We start from the raw sequence: 18,211 nt of genomic DNA on the forward strand, positions 1-18,211 counted from the left end.
AGCCGCTCCCCGCCACCGCGACCGCGGTCGTTCCGCCGTCCTGCCCGATGACGGCGACCGCGCAGGCGTCCGCGACCGCCGGGGCGGGAGCCGACATCAGCCAGAGGAGCGCGGTGGCCGCGGTGAGCCGTCCGATACGTGATCCGTGCACGCCCCGGATCATGGTCCTGTTCGGCGGGATGCATACGACGCACTCGGGTGATTCGCCTGATGGTGGGACAATCGGCGATTTTCACGTACGGAAGGGGGGAAGCGTGCTCTGTCGTCGGCGGGCGGGTGCCGACGCGGGTGCGCGGCCCGGACCGCACGGACTGTTTTCGGTGAGTGCCGCCTGACGGACGGTGAGGGCCGACCCGCGCTCCCGTGCGCCGTGTTCGGCGCCGCGGCGGGGTGGAGCCGGGCCGGTAAGGCCACCCTCCGGCCCGTGTCGGCCATTCGGTGTGGCCTGAAATACGGCTCGGTCGCCGCGGGTTCGCCGTTCCCGGTTACCGCCGGGTCGGTATCCGTCGACGGCGGACAACTCGCCTTTCGATAAAGGTCGGTGATGTCGTGAGAGGGATGAGGGGATGCCCGGGGAAGGGTACGGATGGATATGTGATATGAAGGGCCTGGAGATGTCCGATTCAACAGCGTTGGCGAGTTGGCCAGTTCCGGATCGTCGCCCGGTAACCCGGTGGGAACACCCGTCGCTCCGCGTCCACCTGCGGATACGCACGGTGGTCACACCTGTCACCAGGGTGTGACCAATAACGGACCGCGAATTTCCGTTTCCACTCGCTCTCTTGGCGGTCGGTCAGTAGCCTCAGCTCAACACTGACCATGAACATGGCCGGATCGTCGTGGCGACTTGTTGGAGACATCGATGGAGCGTCCCGCCTGGGCACCGCAAGGCATAGACATATCGGTGCCGAGCGTGTCCCGCATGTACGACTTCTATCTGGGCGGCTCGCACAATTTCGAGGTGGACCGGGAAGCGGCCCGCAGGGCGATGGAGTTCATGCCTGGTCTCCCGAAGATCATGCAGGCCAACCGCGCGTTCATGCGCAGGGCGGTGCGCTACGCGGTGGCCGCGGGCGTCACCCAGTTCCTGGACATCGGGTCGGGCATCCCGACCTTCGGCAACGTCCACGAGATCGCCCACGCGGCCGACCCCGCCGCGCGCATCGCCTACGTCGACCACGACCCGGTCGCGGTGGCGCACAGCCGTGCGGTTCTCGACGGGGACAGCCGCACCGCCGTGGTCACGGCCGACCTGCGCCGTCCGCAGGAGATCCTGAGGAACACGGAGATCGGCGAACTGCTCGACCTCGGCAGGCCGGTGGCGCTCCTGCTGGTGGCCGTACTCCACTTCGTGGAGGATTCCGACGACCCGTACGCCGCCGTCGCGGAGCTGCGCGACGCGCTCGCCCCGGGCAGCCTGCTCGTGCTCACCCACGCCGCGTACGACGGCATCCCGGTCACCCGCGAGGAGGCGGGCGGTGCCGTGGACGTGTACAGCAGCATCCGCAATCCGCTCATCATGCGCTCGCCCGCGGAGCTGGCACGCTTCTTCGAGGGTTACGAACTCGTGGACCCTGGGCTGGTCCCGATGCCCGACTGGCGGCCGGACCCGGAGACGGCCGACGAGCCGGAAGACCCGTTCGCCTTCTCGGGCTACGCCGGTGTGGGGCGCAAGGCGTGAGCATCCCCACCCAGAAGTCCGGAGCGCCGGACGAGGAACCGGACGGTCCCGAGGACCGGCTCCGGCGCTTCGCCACGATCTGGAGCCGGGCCATCTTCCCGTCCACGGCCACCTCGCTGACCCGTCCCGAGTTCGAACAGCATCTGCTGCCCCTGGCGCGCGTGCTGAACGAGACCCTGCACGCCCGCCCGTTCGACGCGGCGCCCGCCCAGCAGGTGGGCAGCGCCCTCGTCGCCGCCCACTGCACCGACCCCGACGCGCTCAGCGCCACCCTCGGCGTCATCGACTCGTACCTGGTGCTCTACTGCGGCGGGAACGGCCCGGCCGGCCTCTCGACCGAGGACGGCCGGGCCCGCAGCGCCCGCATCCAGCACGCGCTGGCCGGGGGGTACAGCGCCGCGCTGCGCGAACGGACCCTGGGTGAACAGGAGGCCATCGCCCGGTCCGCGCTGACCGCCCGCTCGCATGCCGAGCAGGTGCTGCACGAGACGCAGGCCCGTTTCCAGGCGGTCTTCGCGGAGGCGGCCATCGGCATCGCGATCGCCGACCTCGACGGCAACGTACTGGAGATCAACGACACCCTCACCCGGATGTTCGGCGGTCTCGACAGCCACGTCCGCAGCCGCAAGCTGACGGACTGGGCCCACCCGGAGGACACCCCGCACGTCTGGCGGTACTACCACGACCTGGTCCGGGGCGAACGTGACCACTACCGCGTGGAGAAGCCCTACTTCCGCAACGACGGCACGGTCCTGTGGACCAACCTCACCGTGTCGCTGCTGCGCGACTCCGAGGGCCTGCCGGAGTACCAGCTCGCGCTCATGGAGGACACCACCGAACGCAGGCTGCTGAACCTGAGGCTGCGTTACGAGGCGACCCACGACGCGCTCACCGGACTGCCCAACCGGACTCTCTTCTTCGAGCGGCTGGAGAAGACGGTCGCGGCCAAGGGGGGCACCCGCTTCGGACTCTGCTACCTCGACCTGGACGGCTTCAAGGCCATCAACGACAGCCTCGGTCACGCGGCGGGCGACCGTCTGCTCGTCGAGGTCGCGGACCGGCTGCAGAGCTGCGCGACGGCGCAGGGGGAGATGGTGGCCCGCCTCGGCGGTGACGAGTTCGTGGCGCTGACCACCGGCCCGAACACCGCGCGAGAGGTGGGCGACCTCGCCTGCCGCATTCTGAACGTGCTCTCCACCCCCATCCGTATCGAGGGGCGGGAGCTGACGGTACGCGGCTCCATCGGGGTCGTGGAAGGCCCCTCCGGCATCCGCAGCGCCGCCGAGGTGCTGCGCAGCGCGGACATCACGATGTACCGCGCCAAAGCCGCCGGCGGCAACCGTTTCGAGCTCGCCGACGAGGAGGCCGACGCGCGGGCCATCACCCGGCACGGGCTCACCACTGCGCTCCCCGCGGCCCTGGAGCGGGGCGAGTTCTTCATCGAGTACCAGCCGCTGGTCCACCTCGGCGACGGCAGCGTGCACGGTGCGGAGGCCCTCGTCCGCTGGTGCCACCCCCAGCACGGCGTCCTCGGCCCGGACCAGTTCATCCCGCTCGCGGAGCACACCGGCCTCATCGTGCCGCTCGGCCGCTGGGTGCTGGAGGAATCCGTGCGCCAGGCCAACCACTGGCAGGAGCGGCACACCGACGGCGGCCCGCTCCGCATCAACGTCAATCTCTCGCCCGCCCAGCTCCATCACCCCCGCCTCGTCGCCGAGACCGTGGACGTGCTGGAGAGGTCCGGCCTGGAGCCCGGAGCGCTCTGCCTGGAGCTCACCGAGTCCGCCCTGATCGGCGCGGACGACGGACTGCTCAAGCCGCTGCGCCAGCTCGCCGAGATGGGCGTCGACATCGCCCTCGACGACTTCGGCACCGGCTACTCCAACCTCGCCAACCTGCGCCGCCTGCCGGTCAGCGTGCTCAAGCTCGACCGGTCCTTCACCCGGGGCATGCAGCGGCACCCCGCCGACCCCGTCGACCTGAAGATCGTGGAGGGGATCGTCACCCTGGCGCACAGCCTGGACCTGGCAGTGACCGTGGAGGGGGTGGAGACGGCGGCCCAGGCCGAACAGCTGCGGGAGCTGGGATGCGACACCGGCCAGGGCTGGTACTACGCCCGGCCCGGCGCCCCGGACCGCATCCACGCGCTGGTGCTCGCCGACGCGGTGTGAGAGGGCTGCCGACCGAAGCGGTGTGAGCGGGGCGCGGGGCCGCCCCCTCAGCTCCGCCCGGCGGACCCGGTGAGGAGGCTTCCCGGGTCCGCCTCCAGCAGCATCCGCTGGAGTTCCCGGGCCGCGCGGGGCGGCGCCACGTCCGTGCGGTGGGCCAGCGCGATGGTCCGCCGCAGACCGGGCGGGGCCAGCGGTGTCATCCGGAGTCCCTGGCCGGCCCGGCCCGCGACCATGCGCGGCACCACGGCCATGCCGAGCCCCGCCCGTACAAAACCGAGCACCGCGTCCATCTCGCCGCCCTCCACCGTGAACGAGGGCTCGAAGCCCTCCGCCCGGCACGCGGCGACGGTGAGCTCGCGCAGGTCGTAGCCGTGGCGGAACATCACCAGCGGCACGCCCTGGAGATCGGCGATCCGCACGGACCTGCCCCGGCCGGGCGCCGGCGAGTCCGCCGCCGACACCACCACCAGGTCCTCGTGCAGCAGTTCCACCGTGGTCAACGCGGGTGACCCGGCCGGCAGGGGGAGTACCAGCAGCGCGAGGTCGAGTGCCCCCCGTGCCAGTTGGCGCACCAGGTCGTGCGAACCGCCCTCCTCCAGGAGCAGTTCGATCCCCGGATGCCGGTCGTGGTACGCCCGCAGTACGTCGGGCAGCAGGCCGGTGCAGATGCTCGGAGTGGCTCCCAGGCGGATGCGCCCGCGCCGCAGCAGTACCAGCTCCTGCACCTCGCGGCGCGCGCTCTCCGCGTCCGCGAGGATGCGGCGGGCCAGCGGCAGCAGGGTCTCGCCCGCGTCGGTCAGCGTGATGTTCCCCCGGGCCCGGCTGAACAGCTCCGCGCCCAGCTCCTTCTCCAGGGCCCGGATCTGCTGGGAGAGCGAGGGCTGGGAGACGTGCACCGCCTCGGCGGCCCGGGTGAAGTGCCTGGCCTCGGCGACGGCCACGAAATATGCGAGCTGCTGGAAGTGCATAAGGGCAGGTTAAACCCATTGCATAGGCATCACCTATGGAGATGAGCGTATCCATCTCTTGGACCGATGGGGACCTCCGGCCCTACCGTCGTGCCCATGGCATTGGCAACGCGGGCGGAACGACGGCCGTCCATGACGCGTACGCTCTGGAACTCGACCGTCGGCAAGAAAACGATCATGGCAGTGAGCGGCCTGATCATGCTCGGCTACCTGGCCGTCCACATGCTGGGAAACCTGAAGATCTTCTTCGGGCCCGGCGAGTTCGACCACTACGCGCACTGGCTGCGCACCCTCGGGGAGCCCTTCCTCCACCACGAGTGGGCACTCTGGATCGTCCGCCTGGTGCTGGTCGCCGCGGTCGTGCTGCACGCCGTCTCCGCCTACCAGCTCAGCCGGCGCGACATCCGGGCGCGCCCCGTCGGCTACGCACACAAGAGGCGCCGGGCGAGCTACGCCACCCGGACCATGCGCTGGGGCGGCACCATCCTGGCGCTCTTCATCGTGTGGCACATCCTCGACCTGACCACGGGCACGGTGCACAGCGGCGGTTTCCAGGCCGGGCACCCCTACCAGAACGTCGTGGACACCTTCTCCACCTGGTACGGCAACGTCATCTACATCGTCGCGATGCTGGCCATGGGCCTCCACGTCCAGCACGGGTTCTGGAGCGCCGCTCAGACCCTGGGAGTCGGCAGCGCCGCGCGCGACAGGATCCTCAAGACCCTGGCCGTCGTGTTCGCGGTGGTGCTCACCGCGGGATTCGTATCCGTACCCATCGCCGTCATGACCGGAGTCGTGAGCTGACATGAGCGACTACACGCAGTACCGGACGGGCGAGCCCGTCGTCGACACCAAGGCCCCCGGGGGCCCCGTCGCCGAACGCTGGGACACCCGCCGCTTTGAAGCCAAGCTCGTCAACCCGGCGAACCGCCGCAAGCACACGGTGATCGTCGTCGGCACCGGCCTGGCCGGCGGCTCGGCCGGCGCCACCCTCGCCGAACAGGGCTACCACGTCGTCCAGTTCTGCTTCCAGGACTCCCCGCGCCGCGCCCACTCGGTCGCCGCGCAGGGCGGCATCAACGCCGCGAAGAACTACCGCAACGACGGCGACTCCGTCCACCGGCTCTTCTACGACACCGTCAAGGGCGGCGACTTCCGCGCCCGCGAGTCCAATGTGCACCGGCTCGCGCAGATCTCCGTCGAGATCATCGACCAGTGCGTCGCGCAAGGCGTCCCGTTCGCCCGCGAGTACGGCGGCCTCCTCGACAACCGCTCCTTCGGCGGAGTACAGGTCTCCCGCACCTTCTACGCCCGTGGCCAGACCGGACAGCAACTCCTGCTCGGCGCCTACCAGGCGCTGTCCCGGCAGATCGCCGCGGGCAACGTGGAACTCCACGCGCGCACCGAGATGCTCGACCTGATCGTGGTCGGCGGGAGGGCCCGGGGCATCGTCGCCCGCGACCTGGTCACCGGGCGGATCGACACCTACTTCGCCGACGCGGTCGTCCTCGCCAGCGGCGGCTACGGCAACGTCTTCTACCTCTCCACCAATGCGATGAACTCCAACGCCACCGCGATCTGGCGGGCCCACCGTCGCGGCGCCCACTTCGCGAACCCCTGCTTCACCCAGATCCACCCCACCTGCATCCCGCGCACCGGCGACCACCAGGGAAAGCTCACCCTGATGAGCGAGTCCCTCCGCAACGACGGCCGGATCTGGGTGCCGAAGGCCAAGGGCGACGACCGCCCGGCCAACACGATCCCGGAGGACGAGCGGGACTACTACCTGGAGCGGATCTACCCCGCCTTCGGCAACCTCGTACCCCGCGACATCGCCTCCCGCGCCGCGAAGAACGTCTGCGACGAGGGCCGCGGGGTCGGCCCCGGCGGCCAGGGCGTCTACCTCGACTTCGCCGACGCCATCGCCCGGATGGGACGCGCCAAGGTCGAGGAGAAGTACGGCAACCTCTTCGACATGTACGCCCGGATCACCGCCGAGGACCCGTACGAGACCCCCATGCGGATCTACCCCGCCGTGCACTACACGATGGGCGGCCTCTGGGTCGACTACGACCTCCAGACCACGATCCCCGGCCTCTTCGCGATCGGCGAGGCCAACTTCTCCGACCACGGCGCCAACCGCCTCGGTGCCTCCGCGCTGATGCAGGGACTGGCCGACGGCTACTTCGTCCTGCCCTCCACCATCAACGACTACCTCGCCCGCAACCCGCACACCACCGCCGTCGGCGCGGACCACCCGGCGGTCGTGGAGACGGTGGCCGAGACCGAGGACCGGATCAACCTGCTGCTCGCCGTCGACGGCGACCGCACCCCCGACTCCTTCCACCGCGAGATCGGCGAACTCATGTGGGAGCACTGCGGGATGGCCCGCACCGAGGAGGGGCTGCGCACCGCCCTGTCCCGACTCCCGCTGATCCGCGAGGAGTTCTGGCGCCGCGTCAAGGTTCCCGGCACCGGGGAGCAGTTCAACCAGTCACTGGAGAAGGCCAACCGGATCGTCGACTACCTGGAGCTCGCCGAGCTGATGTGCCTCGACGCCCTCCACCGCACCGAGTCCTGCGGCGGCCACTTCCGCGAGGAGTCGCAGACCCCGGACGGCGAGGCCGCCCGCCGGGACGAGGAGTTCTCCTACGCCGCCGCCTGGGAGTTCACCGCCACCGGCGAGGCCCCCGTCCTGCACAAGGAAGACCTCGTGTTCGAGTACGTACACCCCACCCAGCGGAGCTACGCATGAAGCTCACCCTGCGCATCTGGCGCCAGCGAGACGCCGAGGCCCCCGGCGCCATGGCCACCTACGAGGTCGACGGCATCTCGCAGGACATGTCGTTCCTCGAAATGCTCGACACCCTCAACGAGGAACTCATCCTCGCCGGCGACGAGCCGGTCGCCTTCGACCACGACTGCCGCGAAGGCATCTGCGGCGCGTGCAGCCTCGTCATCAACGGCGACGCGCACGGCCCCGAGCGCACCACCACCTGCCAACTGCACATGCGGTCCTTCGACGACGGCGACACCATCGACATCGAGCCCTGGCGCGCCTCCGCCTTCCCGGTCATCAAGGACCTGGTGGTCGACCGCTCGGCCTTCGACCGCATCATCCAGTCCGGCGGCTACATCTCCGCCCCGACCGGTACGGCGCCCGACGCGCACGCCACCCCCGTGCCCAAGCCGGACGCCGACTTCGCCTTTGAACACGCCGAGTGCATCGGCTGCGGCGCCTGCGTCGCCGCCTGCCCCAACGGCTCGGCGATGCTCTTCACCTCCGCCAAGATCAACCACCTCAACGTGCTGCCGCAGGGCGCGCCCGAACGGGAGACCCGGGTGCTCGACATGGTCGCCACCATGGACGAGGAGGGCTTCGGCGGCTGCACCCTGGCCGGCGAATGTGCCACCGCCTGCCCGAAGGGCATCCCGCTCCCGTCGATCGCCGCCATGAACAAGGAGTGGCTGCGCGCCACCCGCAAGGTGCGGCGCTGATCCCACCCCCCTTCCCCCGACCGTCCCGCCGCCGCACCGTGGGCGACGGCGGGACCCTCCGGGAGGGGTGGAGCGGCTCAAGGGGGCCGCTCCACCCCTCCCGGGCTCTCTCCCGGCCCTGGCCGCCCGTCAGCCCGTACGCAGTGCCCGGGCGAGGAACGGGGCCGTCCGGCTGGCCGCCGCCCGCGCGACCTCGGCAGGGGTGCCCGCCGCCACGATCCGCCCGCCCTCCTCACCACCGCCCGGCCCCATGTCGATCACATGGTCCGCGCCGGCCACCACCGCCATGTCGTGCTCCACGACCACCACCGTGCCGCCCGCGTCCACCAGCCCGTGGAGCTGGCGCATCAGCACCTCCACATCGGCCGGGTGCAGCCCCGTGGTCGGCTCGTCGAGCACGTACAGGGTGTGCCCCCGCCGGACCCGCTGCAGCTCCGCCGCCAGCTTGATCCGCTGCGCCTCGCCGCCCGAAAGCTCGGTGGCGGGCTGCCCGAGGCGCAGATAGCCGAGCCCCACCTCGTTCAGGGTCCGCAGGCTCCGTCCGGCGGCCGGGACCCCCGCGAAGAACACGGCCGCCGACTCCACCGTCAGGTCCAGCACCTCGGCGATGGAGAGCCCGCGCAGGGTGACCTCCAGCGTCGGCGGGTTGTAGCGCGCTCCGTGACAGTCGGGGCAGGGCGCGTACGTACTCGGCAGGAAGAGCAGCTCCACCGAGACGAACCCCTCGCCCTGGCAGGTCTCGCACCGGCCGCCCGCCACGTTGAACGAGAAGCGTCCCGCCCGGTAGCCGCGCTCCCGCGCCGTGTCCGTCTCCGCGAAGAGCCTGCGCACGACGTCGAAGAGACCCGTGTACGTGGCCAGATTTGAGCGCGGGGTACGCCCGATCGGCTTCTGGTCCACCTGCACGAGCCGGTCCACCGCCTCCAGCCCCCGCGCGGACACGCAGTCCCGTTCCCGTGCGTCGGGCCCGTCCGGCAGATCCGCGACCGGCGAGGCCAGGCGGTCGGCGAGCACCCCGGCCAGCACCTGTCCGACCAGCGTCGACTTGCCCGAACCCGAGACGCCCGTGACGGCGGTGAAGACCCCGAGCGGAAACGCCACGTCGACGCCCCGCACGTTGTGGCGCCGCACCCCGTGGAGACGCAGTTCGCCGGAGGGCGTACGCGGCGGACGGGCGAAGGGCGCCGCCCCGCCGAAGAGGAAGCGCCGGGTCGCCGACTCCGCCACCTCCGCGAGCCCGGCCGGCGGACCGCTGTGCAGCACCCGGCCACCGTGCTCCCCGGCCAGCGGCCCCACGTCCACCAGCCAGTCGGCCTGCCGCACCACGTCCAGCTGGTGCTCCACCACGAAGACCGTGTTGCCGGCCTCCTTCAGCCTGCCGAGCACCGCGAGCAGGGACGCGGTGTCGGCCGGGTGCAGACCTGCCGACGGCTCGTCCAGCACGTACACCACACCGAAGAGACCGGACCGCAACTGCGTGGCCAGCCGCAGCCGTTGGAGTTCTCCGGAGGAGAGCGTCGGGGCGGTCCGGTCGAGGCTGAGGTAGCCGAGACCCAGCTCGGTGACCGTACCGATGCGGGCCAGCAGATCCGTCGTCATCACCCGCGCCGTCGCGTCGCCGCCCGACGCCCGCAGCACCTCGGACAGGCCCGCCAGCGGCAGCGCGGCCAACTCCGCGATGGTCTGCCCGGCGAAGGTCACCGCCATCGCCTCCGGCCGCAACCGCCCACCCCCGCACACCGGACACGGAACGCTCGTCAGGAACCGCTCCGCCCGTGCCCGCAGAGTCCGGCTCCGGGAATCCGCGAACGTGTGCATCACATAGCGCCGGGCACTCATGTACGTGCCCTGGTAGGGGCGTTGGATGCGCCCCGCGTCCCGCACCGGATGGACCGTCACCACCGGCTCGTCGTCGGTGAAGAGGATCCACTCCCGGTCCTTCACCGAAAGTTCGCTCCACGGCCGGTCGACGTCGTACCCGAGGGCGTCGAGCACGTCCCGCAGGTTCTTGCCCTGCCACGCACCCGGCCAGGCCGCGATCGCCCCCTCACGGATCGTCAACGAGGCGTCCGGGACCAGTAGTTCTTCCGACGTGCGGTGAATCCGGCCGAGGCCGTGGCACTCGGGGCAGGCCCCCGCCGCGGTGTTGGGCGAGAAGGAGTCGGAGTCGAGGCGCTCGGCCCCCTCCGGATAGTCGCCGGCCCGGGAGAACAGCATCCGCAGCGAGTTGGAGAGCGTGGTCACCGTGCCCACCGAGGACCGCTCGCCCGCCGAGGAGCGCCGCTGCTCCAGCGAGACGGCCGGCGGCAGCCCGGTGATCTCGCCGACCGCGGGAGCGCCGACCTGATGGATCAGCCTGCGGGCGTACGGGGCCACCGACTCGAAGTACCGCCGCTGCGCCTCCGCGTAGATCGTGCCGAAAGCCAGCGACGACTTGCCGGACCCGGACACCCCGGTGAACACGGTCAGCGTGTCGCGGGGGATGTCCACGTCGACGTCGCGGAGGTTGTGCTCGCGGGCGCCGCGCACCCGGACGTACGGATCGTGGGGGGTGGACATCGGTGCGGACTCCGAACACGAAGGGACAAATAGTCGCATTCTAAGGGTTTGCCCTTCCGGTCGAGGCATTGCCCGCCGACCTCGGGGCACGCGGGGAGCATGCCGATGATCCCGTGCCGCCCGGGTGGACGACCACCCGGGCGGCACGGACGAGAAGGAGAGGGCTGAGCGATGACGGACGACCAGACCGCCCGTGAGGACGGTTCCGTACCGACGCCGGAGGACCTCCGGGCGCACGCGCTGGCGGCGCGCGACGAACTCGGCCGGACGGTCGAGGGAGCGGCGGCGGCGGCCGAGGGCACCGCACGCGCCAAGGCCGGCGAACTGACCTCCCAGGCACGGGAGAAGACGTCGGACGCGACGGCGCGCGCGCAGGAGAAGGCCGGCGAAGTGAAGGACCGGGCCGCGGAGAAGGCCGGAGAGGCGAAGGACCGGTCCGCGGAGAAGGCCGGAGAGATCCGGACGCAGGCCCTGGAGAAGGCCGCCGAGGTGCGCGCGCAGGCCCGGGAGAAGACCCCGGACGCCGTGCTGGACAAGGCGTCGCAGGCCCAGCAGCAGGTCGGCGCGGCCGTCCGGACCCTGGGGGAGAAGTTCCAGGAGCACGCGCCCGAGCCCGTGCGCCGGGGCGCGGACCGTGTCGCCCACGCGGCGCGGGGCAGGGAGAAGCTGTTGGTGGCCGGGGGAGTGGCCGCCGTCGCGGTGGTCGCCGTCGCACGTCACCGGCGGCGCGGATGAAGACCTCCGCCGCCGTCTACAAGCCCGTGGGCCTCGCGGTCGGGATGGCCGGGGGTCTCCTGGCGGGAGCTGTCTTCCGGCAGGTCTGGAAGACGGTCGCCCGCCAGGACGACGCCCCCAGCCCGATGGACCGTGACCGGGGATGGCCGGAGATCCTCGCCGCGGCAGCCCTGCAAGGAGCGATCTTCTCCACCGTCCGAGCCGCGGTGAGCCGCGGCGGAGCCGTCACCGTACGGCGACTGACGGGTACCTGGCCCGACTGACGGCCCGTACCGCGCCGGAGAAACACCGCCCGTACCGCGGGAAGCCCGCCACCGAGACCTCCGGTGGCGGGCTTCCCGCGGTACGGGCCGGGCGTCAGACGTCCTGGCGCTCCGGTTCGGCGCCGGTCAGCTCGGGTTCCAGTCCCTCGCCCACCTCGGTGCGCCGGCGCCCCACATCGGTACGCCACGCCTCGAAGGCCCAGCCGGTGAGCGCGACCACCGCAGCCCCGAGCAGCCAGCCGCCGACCACGTCACTGAACCAGTGGACGCCGAGCGCGACCCGGGTGAAGCCCACCCCCACCACCGACAGGACCGCCACGCCCCAGCACACCGGGCGCCAGGCGCGCGGCACCATCGGCAGCAGGACCAGCAGCAGGACCGCACAGGAGGTGGTCGCGGTCATCGCGTGCCCCGACGGGAAGGAGAAGCCGGGAGCCTGCGCCACCGGATCCTCCAGCGACGGCCTGGTGCGCTCCACCACGGTCTTGACGAGCAGTCCGATCAGACCGCCGGCGACCGCTGTGACCGCGGCCCACGAGGCGAGCCGCCAGGCCCGCCGCCACAGCAGCCAGGCCGTCAGCAGTGCCACCAGCGTCCGCATGGTGGTCGGGTCCCACACCCAGTCGGAGAGGAAACGCAGGGTGCTGGTCCAGGCAGCGTGGTCGAGGGCCGTCCGGTGCAGTCGCAGGGCCGCCGACGCGTCGAGCCGGCGCAGCGGCTGCCACTGCCCTTCCACGAGTACGAGCAGCAGGGCGAAGGGCACCGCGGCCACCGCGGCGACCGCGGCCGCCCCGAGCAGCCGGGCCCCGAATCTCCGGTCGGCGCGGCGGTGGTCACGTAGACGGCGGGCTGTGGTGCGTACGGGCATGCGTGCTCCCGGGTCGGTCGGGTTCGAAGCGGGTCGGTCGGATTCGGAGCGGGCCGGCCGGGTTCGTGGCGGGCCCGGCTCTCATGCTCCCGGGTCGGGCTGGATCGGGCCGGGCAGCCGCGCCCGCTCGGCTTCGAGCTGTGCGGCGAAGGAGAGCCCGAGGAAGAGGGCGATCGAGGTCAGGTAGGCCCAGAGCAGCAGCGACATGAAGGCGCTGAGGGGACCGTAGACGGTGTCGAAGGACCCGCTGAACGCGAGGTACTTGCTGAGCAGCCAGGTCAGCGCGGTCCACAGCACCAGGTAGACGGCCGCCCCGAACGCCAGCCAGGTGTAACCGGGTTGCTTGCGCCGGGGTGCCCGGCGGAAGATCGCACTGGCGGAGATCAGGGCGAGCAGCAGCCCGAGCGGCCATCGCAGCAGGTCCCAGGCGGTCCGGGCGCCGTCGCCCAGGTGGTAGACGGAGGTCACGGCGGCGACGAGGTCCCCGCCGGCCACCATCAGCAGCGAACCGATACCGAGCGGGATGCCCGCGCTGAGGGACATGACCAGCCCGCGCAGGTACTTCTGGTGGAAGACCCGGTCGCGCTCGACGCCGTAGATCCGGTTGGCGCCCCTCTCCACCTGGCACATCGCCGTGGTGACGTTGACCAGGGAGAAGGCGAGTCCGAGCCAGAGCGCGAGACGGGCGCCGATGCCCGTCTGGTTGCGGCTCTGGTCGAGCGCCTCGTCGACGACATCGGCGCTGGGGCCGGCGCTGATCCGGTGGATCGTCAATTCGGCCACCCTGCCGATGTCGTCGGTGTGCATCTCGGCGGAGAGCCCGACGAAGGCGATGGCCAGCGGTATCACCGCGAGCACCGTCTGCAGGGCGAGGGCCCGGGAGTGGCTGAACCCGTCCGAGTAGCGGAAGCGGACGAAGGAGTCACGGACCAGCGGCCATCCGCCGTAGCGGCGCAGGGTGGCGAGCGCCTCGTCGGCGGAGAGTTCGTCGCCCGTCATGTCGCGGGTCTGCGGGACCCGGGTCGCGGTACCCATCACGCGCCCCCGGAGGGAACCAGTACGGTCAGCGCCCCGGGCACGACCTCGGCGGTGAGCAGGTGACCCGCGCCCACCGGGTCGCCGTCCATCTCGCGGTCCAGCGGCGACGCGAAGCGCAGCTCGGCGCGGCGGAAGGTGAAGAACTCGACGGGACCCGCCTCTCCGGTGCGGGGGCGGCCCGAGCCCGGGGAACGGCGCAGCAGCACCCCGACGGCGCGCAGCCAGCCGCCGGGACCGTGCGGGTCGTAGAGGGCGAGATCCAGCAGGCCGTCGTCGGGGCGGGCGTCGGGCACGAGGGCGGCGCCGCCCTGCACGGTGCCGATGTTGGCGAGCAGCACCATGCGCACGCTCCGGTGCAGGACCGGGCCGCCGTCCAGCGAGATCGTCACCCGCGTGCGGGGGGTCCGCAGTTCGCGCAGACCGGCGGCCACGTAGGCGGGCCAGCCCACCGTCGACTTGGCACGGTCCGAGGTGTGCTCCAGCATCGCCGCGTCCAGACCCGCCCCGGACATGGCCGTGAAGTGGGTCGCGGGGACGCCGTCGCCTTCCAGCCGACCCAGGTCGAGGCGTTGCGGGGTACCGCTCAGGGCCGCGTGCAGGGCCTTCGCGGGGTCGAGCGGCAGACCGAGGTGGCGGGCCAGCAGATTGCCGGTGCCGCAGGGGACGACCGCCAGCGTGACTCCCGTACCCGCGAGGGCGTCGGCCACGGTACGGACGGTGCCGTCGCCGCCACAGACCACGACCAGGTCGGAGCCCTCCCGGACGGCCTCGGCCGCCTGTCCGGCGCCCGGATCGTCCGCCGTCGTCTCCACGAACACCGGCGCGCCGCGCCCGTGCTGGGCGAGTACGAGCCGCAGGGTGTCCCGCACCGCGGGGCCGGTGACCGTGGGGTTGACGATGACCGTGGTGCGACCGCTCTTCGGCTGGTCGACGCGGGCCTCCGTCGCGGCCACGGCGATCTTGGCGGCGTTCGCGGGCACGGGGGCCGCCGCGTAGTCGTCCGCGAGGACCGCGCGGCCCACGATCAGCAGGGAGAGGCTGCCGTTCAGCAGCCCGCCCGCCACGTCGGTGGGGTGGTGCATGCCCCGGTAGAGCCGGGCGACCCCGACCAGCAGCGGGATCAGCAGGAACACGGCGCCGAGGATCTTCCGCCAGGGGCCGCGCACCCGGGACAGAACCAGGACCGCGAGTCCGCCGTAGAGCGCGGTGGCGGCCCCGGTGTGGCCGGAGGTGTAACTGGAGGTCGGCGGTGAGGCGTCCAGGCGGTCCACGTCCGGACGGGTGCGGTCGACCGATTCCGTGATGACCAGGAAGACCAGCGACTGCAGGGACACGGCGACCGAGAGGAAGACGGCCTCACGCCACCTCGGCAGCCGGGGGATGAGGATGAGCCCCAGACAGACCAGCAGGGTGATGCCGACCACCGTGGAGGTGTTGCCCGCGCTGGAGCCGATGAGCGAGGCGGAGGTGCGCGCGTGCGTGCGTATGCGCTCGAAGCCCTCGTTCACCTCGTCCTCGACGGTCAGCGGCCACCAGTCCCGGGCCGGCCCGGTGATCAGCAGGCCGAAGCCCGTCATCAACCCGGCCTGGCACACCGTCAGCGCGCCCACGCGCAGGGCGGCGCGACCGGTACCGCTGGTCAGGGCAGGGGAGCGGCCCGGGCGGGACACGCCCGCGCGCCGCTCGTCGTCCGCTCCGGCCTGTCTCGCCGGCAGGGCAGTCGGCATGGAACCCCCACATGTTCGTGCTCGTGCGCTCGTATTCGGGCGGCGAGTGCGGCCCGGCCATCGGCGTATGCCCTGGAAACCGGGCGACAGGCCTCGACGGCACCCGGCGGGCCCGTACCGGCTGGAAATCGCGCGGGCGGACCCGTACCGGCGGGGCGGTGCGGCGGCCGGTCGGGCGGGAGGCACTGCGCGGGCCGGCCCGGACCGAACCGGTCGGGAGGCCCTACTGTGGAGGGATGACCGACGACGCCAGGCCCCTTGCCGTATTCGACCTGGACGGCACGCTCTCGGACAGCGGCCACCGGCAGCACTTCCTCGAAGGCCCCCGCCGGGACTGGTCCGCGTTCTTCGCCGCCGCCGTCGACGACCCGCCGCTCGCCGAGGGGATCAGCCTCGCGATGCGGAGCACCGAGGAGTGCGAGGTCGTCTACCTGACGGGCCGACCGGAACGCTGCCGCCGGGACACCCTCGACTGGATCTCCGGGCACGGCCTCCCCGACGGGCCGCTGCACATGCGGCGCAACGACGACCGTCGGCCCGCCCGCCGCACCAAACTGGAGGTGCTGGAGCGGCTGGGCCGGGGGCGTGAGATCCGGATGCTGGTGGACGACGACGAACTGGTCTGTGACGACGCGGAGGCGGCCGGTTTCACCGTGGTGAGGGCCCGGTGGGCCGACTCGTCAGAGGCGCTCAAGGACGCGCAGGAGCGCCAGGGACGCACCTGAGACAACTCCGGGCGGTCGGGGCCGCGGGTGCGGAGCATGCGGGGCCCCGCTTCCCGGTCGCGCCGTGCGGCCCGGGCACCGGGTCGGGCCACATGGGGCTGCGGACTGAGGACTGGCGCCTGGGGACTGCGGACTGACGACTGAGGACCGGGGGGAGTGAGGTCTCAGGACTCAGGACGATCCGTCGAGCCGGAATCCGACCTTGAGGGTCACCTGGTAGTGCCCGATCCGGCCCTCCTCGATGTGTCCGCGCGCTTCCTTGATCTCGAACCAGTCGAGATTGTGCAACGTTTCCGACGCTCGGGCGATGCCGTTGCGGATCGCCGCGTCGATGCCCTCCTCGGAGGTTCCTACGATCTCGGTGACCCGATAGGTGTGATTGGACATCGTATGTCTCCCTTCGTGTCTCCACCGTGCCTCACTCCTGGGCGGTGCGCGAGGGAACGGCGTGCCACGCCGGGGCGCCGGGCCGGCCTTGACCTGCTCAATGGTCCATACCAAAATCCAGACCACACACCCGTGCGAGCACCGCCCGCGTCCCCCCACACCGGGTCATGTTTCCGTCGTGCTGTTTCGCAGAAGGTGACGCTCGTGAAGAACCGGATTCTCGCCGGAGCCATCGCACTCGTCTCGTCCCTCGCTCTCGGAGGGTGCGGCTATCTCTCCCCCTCCGCCGCGGGGGACACGACCGTGACGGTCTGGCTGATGAAGGGGAGCGCCTCCCCCGAGTTCCTGGACAGGTTCACTACGGCGTACGAGGCCGAGCACCACTCTGTCGAACTGGAGTTCAAGTTCCAGGAGTGGGGCGGGATCGGTCCCAAGGTGCTGTCCGCCCTCAAGGGCGGCGACTCCCCGGACGTCATCGAGGTCGGCAACACACAGGTGGCCCAGTACGCGGAGAGCGGCGGTCTGCGCGATCTCACCCTGGAGTCCATGCGCGACCTCGGCAGCGAGGACTGGCTGCCGGGGCTCGCCGAACCGGGCAGTATCAACGGAGTGCAGTACGGGATCCCCTGGTACGCGGCCAACCGGGTGGTCATCTACAACAAGGACCTCTTCGCGCAGGCGGGGATCGACACCCCGCCGAAGAACCGCGAGCAGTGGATCGCCGACACCGAGACCCTGGACGCGGACGGGAACCAGGGCATCTACCTCGCGGGCCAGAACTGGTACGTCCTCGCCGGGTTCATCTGGGACGAGGGCGGCGAACTCGCCGAGGGGGACGACGGCGAGTGGACCGGCGCTCTGGACAGCCCCGAAGCGCTCCGCGGTATGGCGTTCTACAAGAAACTCCAGGCCCTCGGAGCCGGCCCGAAGGACGCCGACGAGGAGAACCCGCCGCAGACCGACGTATTCGCCCGCGGTGACGTCGCCCAGATCATCTCCACGCCGGGCAGCGCCGCACTCATCGAGCAGGCCAACCCCGAACTCAAGGGGAAACTCGGCTACTTCCCCATACCCGGCAAGACCACGAAGAAGCCCGGCGCCGTGTTCACCGGCGGCTCCGACCTGATCGTCCCGGAGAAGGCCGCCCACCGCAGCGCCGGCATCGACGTGGTCAAGGCGCTGGCGGGCGAGAAGTGGCAGCGGGAACTCGCCCTCGCCATGAGCTACGTCCCCAACAAGCCGAAGCTGGCGAGCGCCATCGGGAGCCAGGAAGGCACCGCCGCGATGGCGGAAGGAGCGGCACAGGGACGGGCCACCCCCAACTCCGCGCAGTGGGCGGAGGTGGAGGAGACGAACCCCATCAAGCCGTACATGACCGCGGTGCTGGAAGGCCGGGACCCGGAGGAAGTGGCGAAGACCGCCTCGGAGCGCATCAGTTCCCTCCTGGCGGGCAGCTGACGGACACATCCCTCCGGCCGGGGACGGAGGGACGGGCGGGGGCCCGTGGGAAAGCGGGACCGAGGGCAGGCGGGACCGAGGGCAGGCGGGGCCGGGAAAGGTGGGTGCGCCACGCACCCCGGGATTCAGCCGT

Annotated in this window: 15 protein-coding genes; 9 read left to right on the plus strand and 6 right to left on the minus strand. The window is 71.5% G+C overall.

The genetic code is table 11. The features are described 5' to 3' along the window. Positions 1 to 862 precede the first annotated feature (862 nt). Entirely contained in the window at positions 863 to 1,681 is an 819-nt protein-coding gene (locus ACFYPN_RS28470) for an SAM-dependent methyltransferase (protein ID WP_389302117.1), read from the plus strand. Beyond that, positions 1,678 to 3,852: a putative bifunctional diguanylate cyclase/phosphodiesterase gene (locus ACFYPN_RS28475; protein WP_389302120.1), complete on the plus strand. Its 2,175-nt coding sequence runs from the start codon at positions 1,678 to 1,680 to the stop codon at positions 3,850 to 3,852. Before ACFYPN_RS28470 ends, ACFYPN_RS28475 begins: the two co-directional genes overlap by 4 nt. Before the next feature lie 47 nt (positions 3,853 to 3,899). Here ACFYPN_RS28475 and ACFYPN_RS28480 read toward each other — a convergent pair whose 3' ends face one another. After that, positions 3,900 to 4,820 (minus strand): LysR substrate-binding domain-containing protein, encoded by a 921-nt coding sequence (locus ACFYPN_RS28480; protein ID WP_358765879.1) that lies wholly within the window; start codon positions 4,818 to 4,820, stop codon positions 3,900 to 3,902. 96 nt (positions 4,821 to 4,916) lie between these two features. Here ACFYPN_RS28480 and ACFYPN_RS28485 point away from each other — a divergent pair, with 96 nt between their 5' ends. From ACFYPN_RS28485 to ACFYPN_RS28495, 3 genes are read left to right on the plus strand one after another with little or no spacing between them, the layout of a single operon-like run. Continuing rightward, positions 4,917 to 5,624 carry a succinate dehydrogenase gene (locus tag ACFYPN_RS28485; RefSeq protein WP_389302123.1) on the plus strand — a complete coding sequence of 236 codons (708 nt, stop codon included), beginning with the start codon at positions 4,917 to 4,919 and terminating at the stop codon, positions 5,622 to 5,624. Between the two features lies 1 nt (position 5,625). Then, complete coding sequence (locus ACFYPN_RS28490) at positions 5,626 to 7,575, plus strand: fumarate reductase/succinate dehydrogenase flavoprotein subunit (protein ID WP_358765875.1); 1,950 nt, start codon at positions 5,626 to 5,628, stop codon at positions 7,573 to 7,575. After that, positions 7,572 to 8,318 carry a succinate dehydrogenase/fumarate reductase iron-sulfur subunit gene (locus ACFYPN_RS28495; protein ID WP_389302126.1) on the plus strand — a complete coding sequence of 249 codons (747 nt, stop codon included), beginning with the start codon at positions 7,572 to 7,574 and terminating at the stop codon, positions 8,316 to 8,318. The genes ACFYPN_RS28490 and ACFYPN_RS28495 overlap by 4 nt, the downstream gene beginning before the upstream one ends. A 129-nt stretch (positions 8,319 to 8,447) precedes the next feature. Here the strand turns inward: ACFYPN_RS28495 and ACFYPN_RS28500 are convergent, their stop codons facing one another. Continuing rightward, on the minus strand, positions 8,448 to 10,877 hold the full coding sequence (locus ACFYPN_RS28500) for an ABC transporter (RefSeq protein ID WP_389302129.1): 2,430 nt from the start codon (positions 10,875 to 10,877) through the stop codon (positions 8,448 to 8,450). A 171-nt stretch (positions 10,878 to 11,048) separates the two neighbouring features. On the opposite strand from ACFYPN_RS28500, the gene ACFYPN_RS28505 reads away from it, so the two are divergent. Beyond that, entirely contained in the window at positions 11,049 to 11,612 is a 564-nt protein-coding gene (locus ACFYPN_RS28505; protein WP_389302132.1) for a hypothetical protein, read from the plus strand. Next, a complete protein-coding gene (locus ACFYPN_RS28510; RefSeq protein WP_358765868.1) occupies positions 11,609 to 11,875 on the plus strand; it encodes a DUF4235 domain-containing protein in 267 nt (88 codons plus the stop codon). The genes ACFYPN_RS28505 and ACFYPN_RS28510 overlap by 4 nt, the downstream gene beginning before the upstream one ends. A gap of 94 nt (positions 11,876 to 11,969) precedes the next feature. On the opposite strand, the gene ACFYPN_RS28515 is transcribed toward ACFYPN_RS28510, so the two are convergent. The 3 genes from ACFYPN_RS28515 to ACFYPN_RS28525 form a co-directional block, all read right to left on the minus strand. Beyond that, a complete protein-coding gene (locus ACFYPN_RS28515; RefSeq protein WP_389302135.1) occupies positions 11,970 to 12,743 on the minus strand; it encodes a phosphatase PAP2 family protein in 774 nt (257 codons plus the stop codon). An 81-nt stretch (positions 12,744 to 12,824) separates the two neighbouring features. Then, the gene (locus tag ACFYPN_RS28520; RefSeq protein ID WP_358765838.1) at positions 12,825 to 13,778 is read right to left on the minus strand and encodes a YihY/virulence factor BrkB family protein; all 954 of its coding nucleotides are present in this window, start codon (positions 13,776 to 13,778) and stop codon (positions 12,825 to 12,827) included. Continuing rightward, a complete protein-coding gene (locus ACFYPN_RS28525) occupies positions 13,778 to 15,508 on the minus strand; it encodes a diacylglycerol kinase family protein (RefSeq protein WP_358765836.1) in 1,731 nt (576 codons plus the stop codon). The genes ACFYPN_RS28520 and ACFYPN_RS28525 overlap by 1 nt, the downstream gene beginning before the upstream one ends. A 236-nt stretch (positions 15,509 to 15,744) precedes the next feature. Here ACFYPN_RS28525 and ACFYPN_RS28530 point away from each other — a divergent pair, with 236 nt between their 5' ends. Beyond that, positions 15,745 to 16,233 carry a hypothetical protein gene (locus ACFYPN_RS28530; protein ID WP_389302139.1) on the plus strand — a complete coding sequence of 163 codons (489 nt, stop codon included), beginning with the start codon at positions 15,745 to 15,747 and terminating at the stop codon, positions 16,231 to 16,233. Positions 16,234 to 16,404: 171 nt separating this feature from the next. Here ACFYPN_RS28530 and ACFYPN_RS28535 read toward each other — a convergent pair whose 3' ends face one another. Beyond that, entirely contained in the window at positions 16,405 to 16,620 is a 216-nt protein-coding gene (locus ACFYPN_RS28535) for a dodecin (RefSeq protein ID WP_358765832.1), read from the minus strand. Between the two features lie 204 nt (positions 16,621 to 16,824). On the opposite strand from ACFYPN_RS28535, the gene ACFYPN_RS28540 reads away from it, so the two are divergent. Continuing rightward, complete coding sequence (locus ACFYPN_RS28540; RefSeq protein WP_358765830.1) at positions 16,825 to 18,078, plus strand: extracellular solute-binding protein; 1,254 nt, start codon at positions 16,825 to 16,827, stop codon at positions 18,076 to 18,078. Positions 18,079 to 18,211: the final 133 nt, after the last annotated feature.

Source organism: Streptomyces sp. NPDC005576 (assembly GCF_042871745.1).
In the GTDB taxonomy this organism is placed as follows: domain Bacteria; phylum Actinomycetota; class Actinomycetes; order Streptomycetales; family Streptomycetaceae; genus Streptomyces.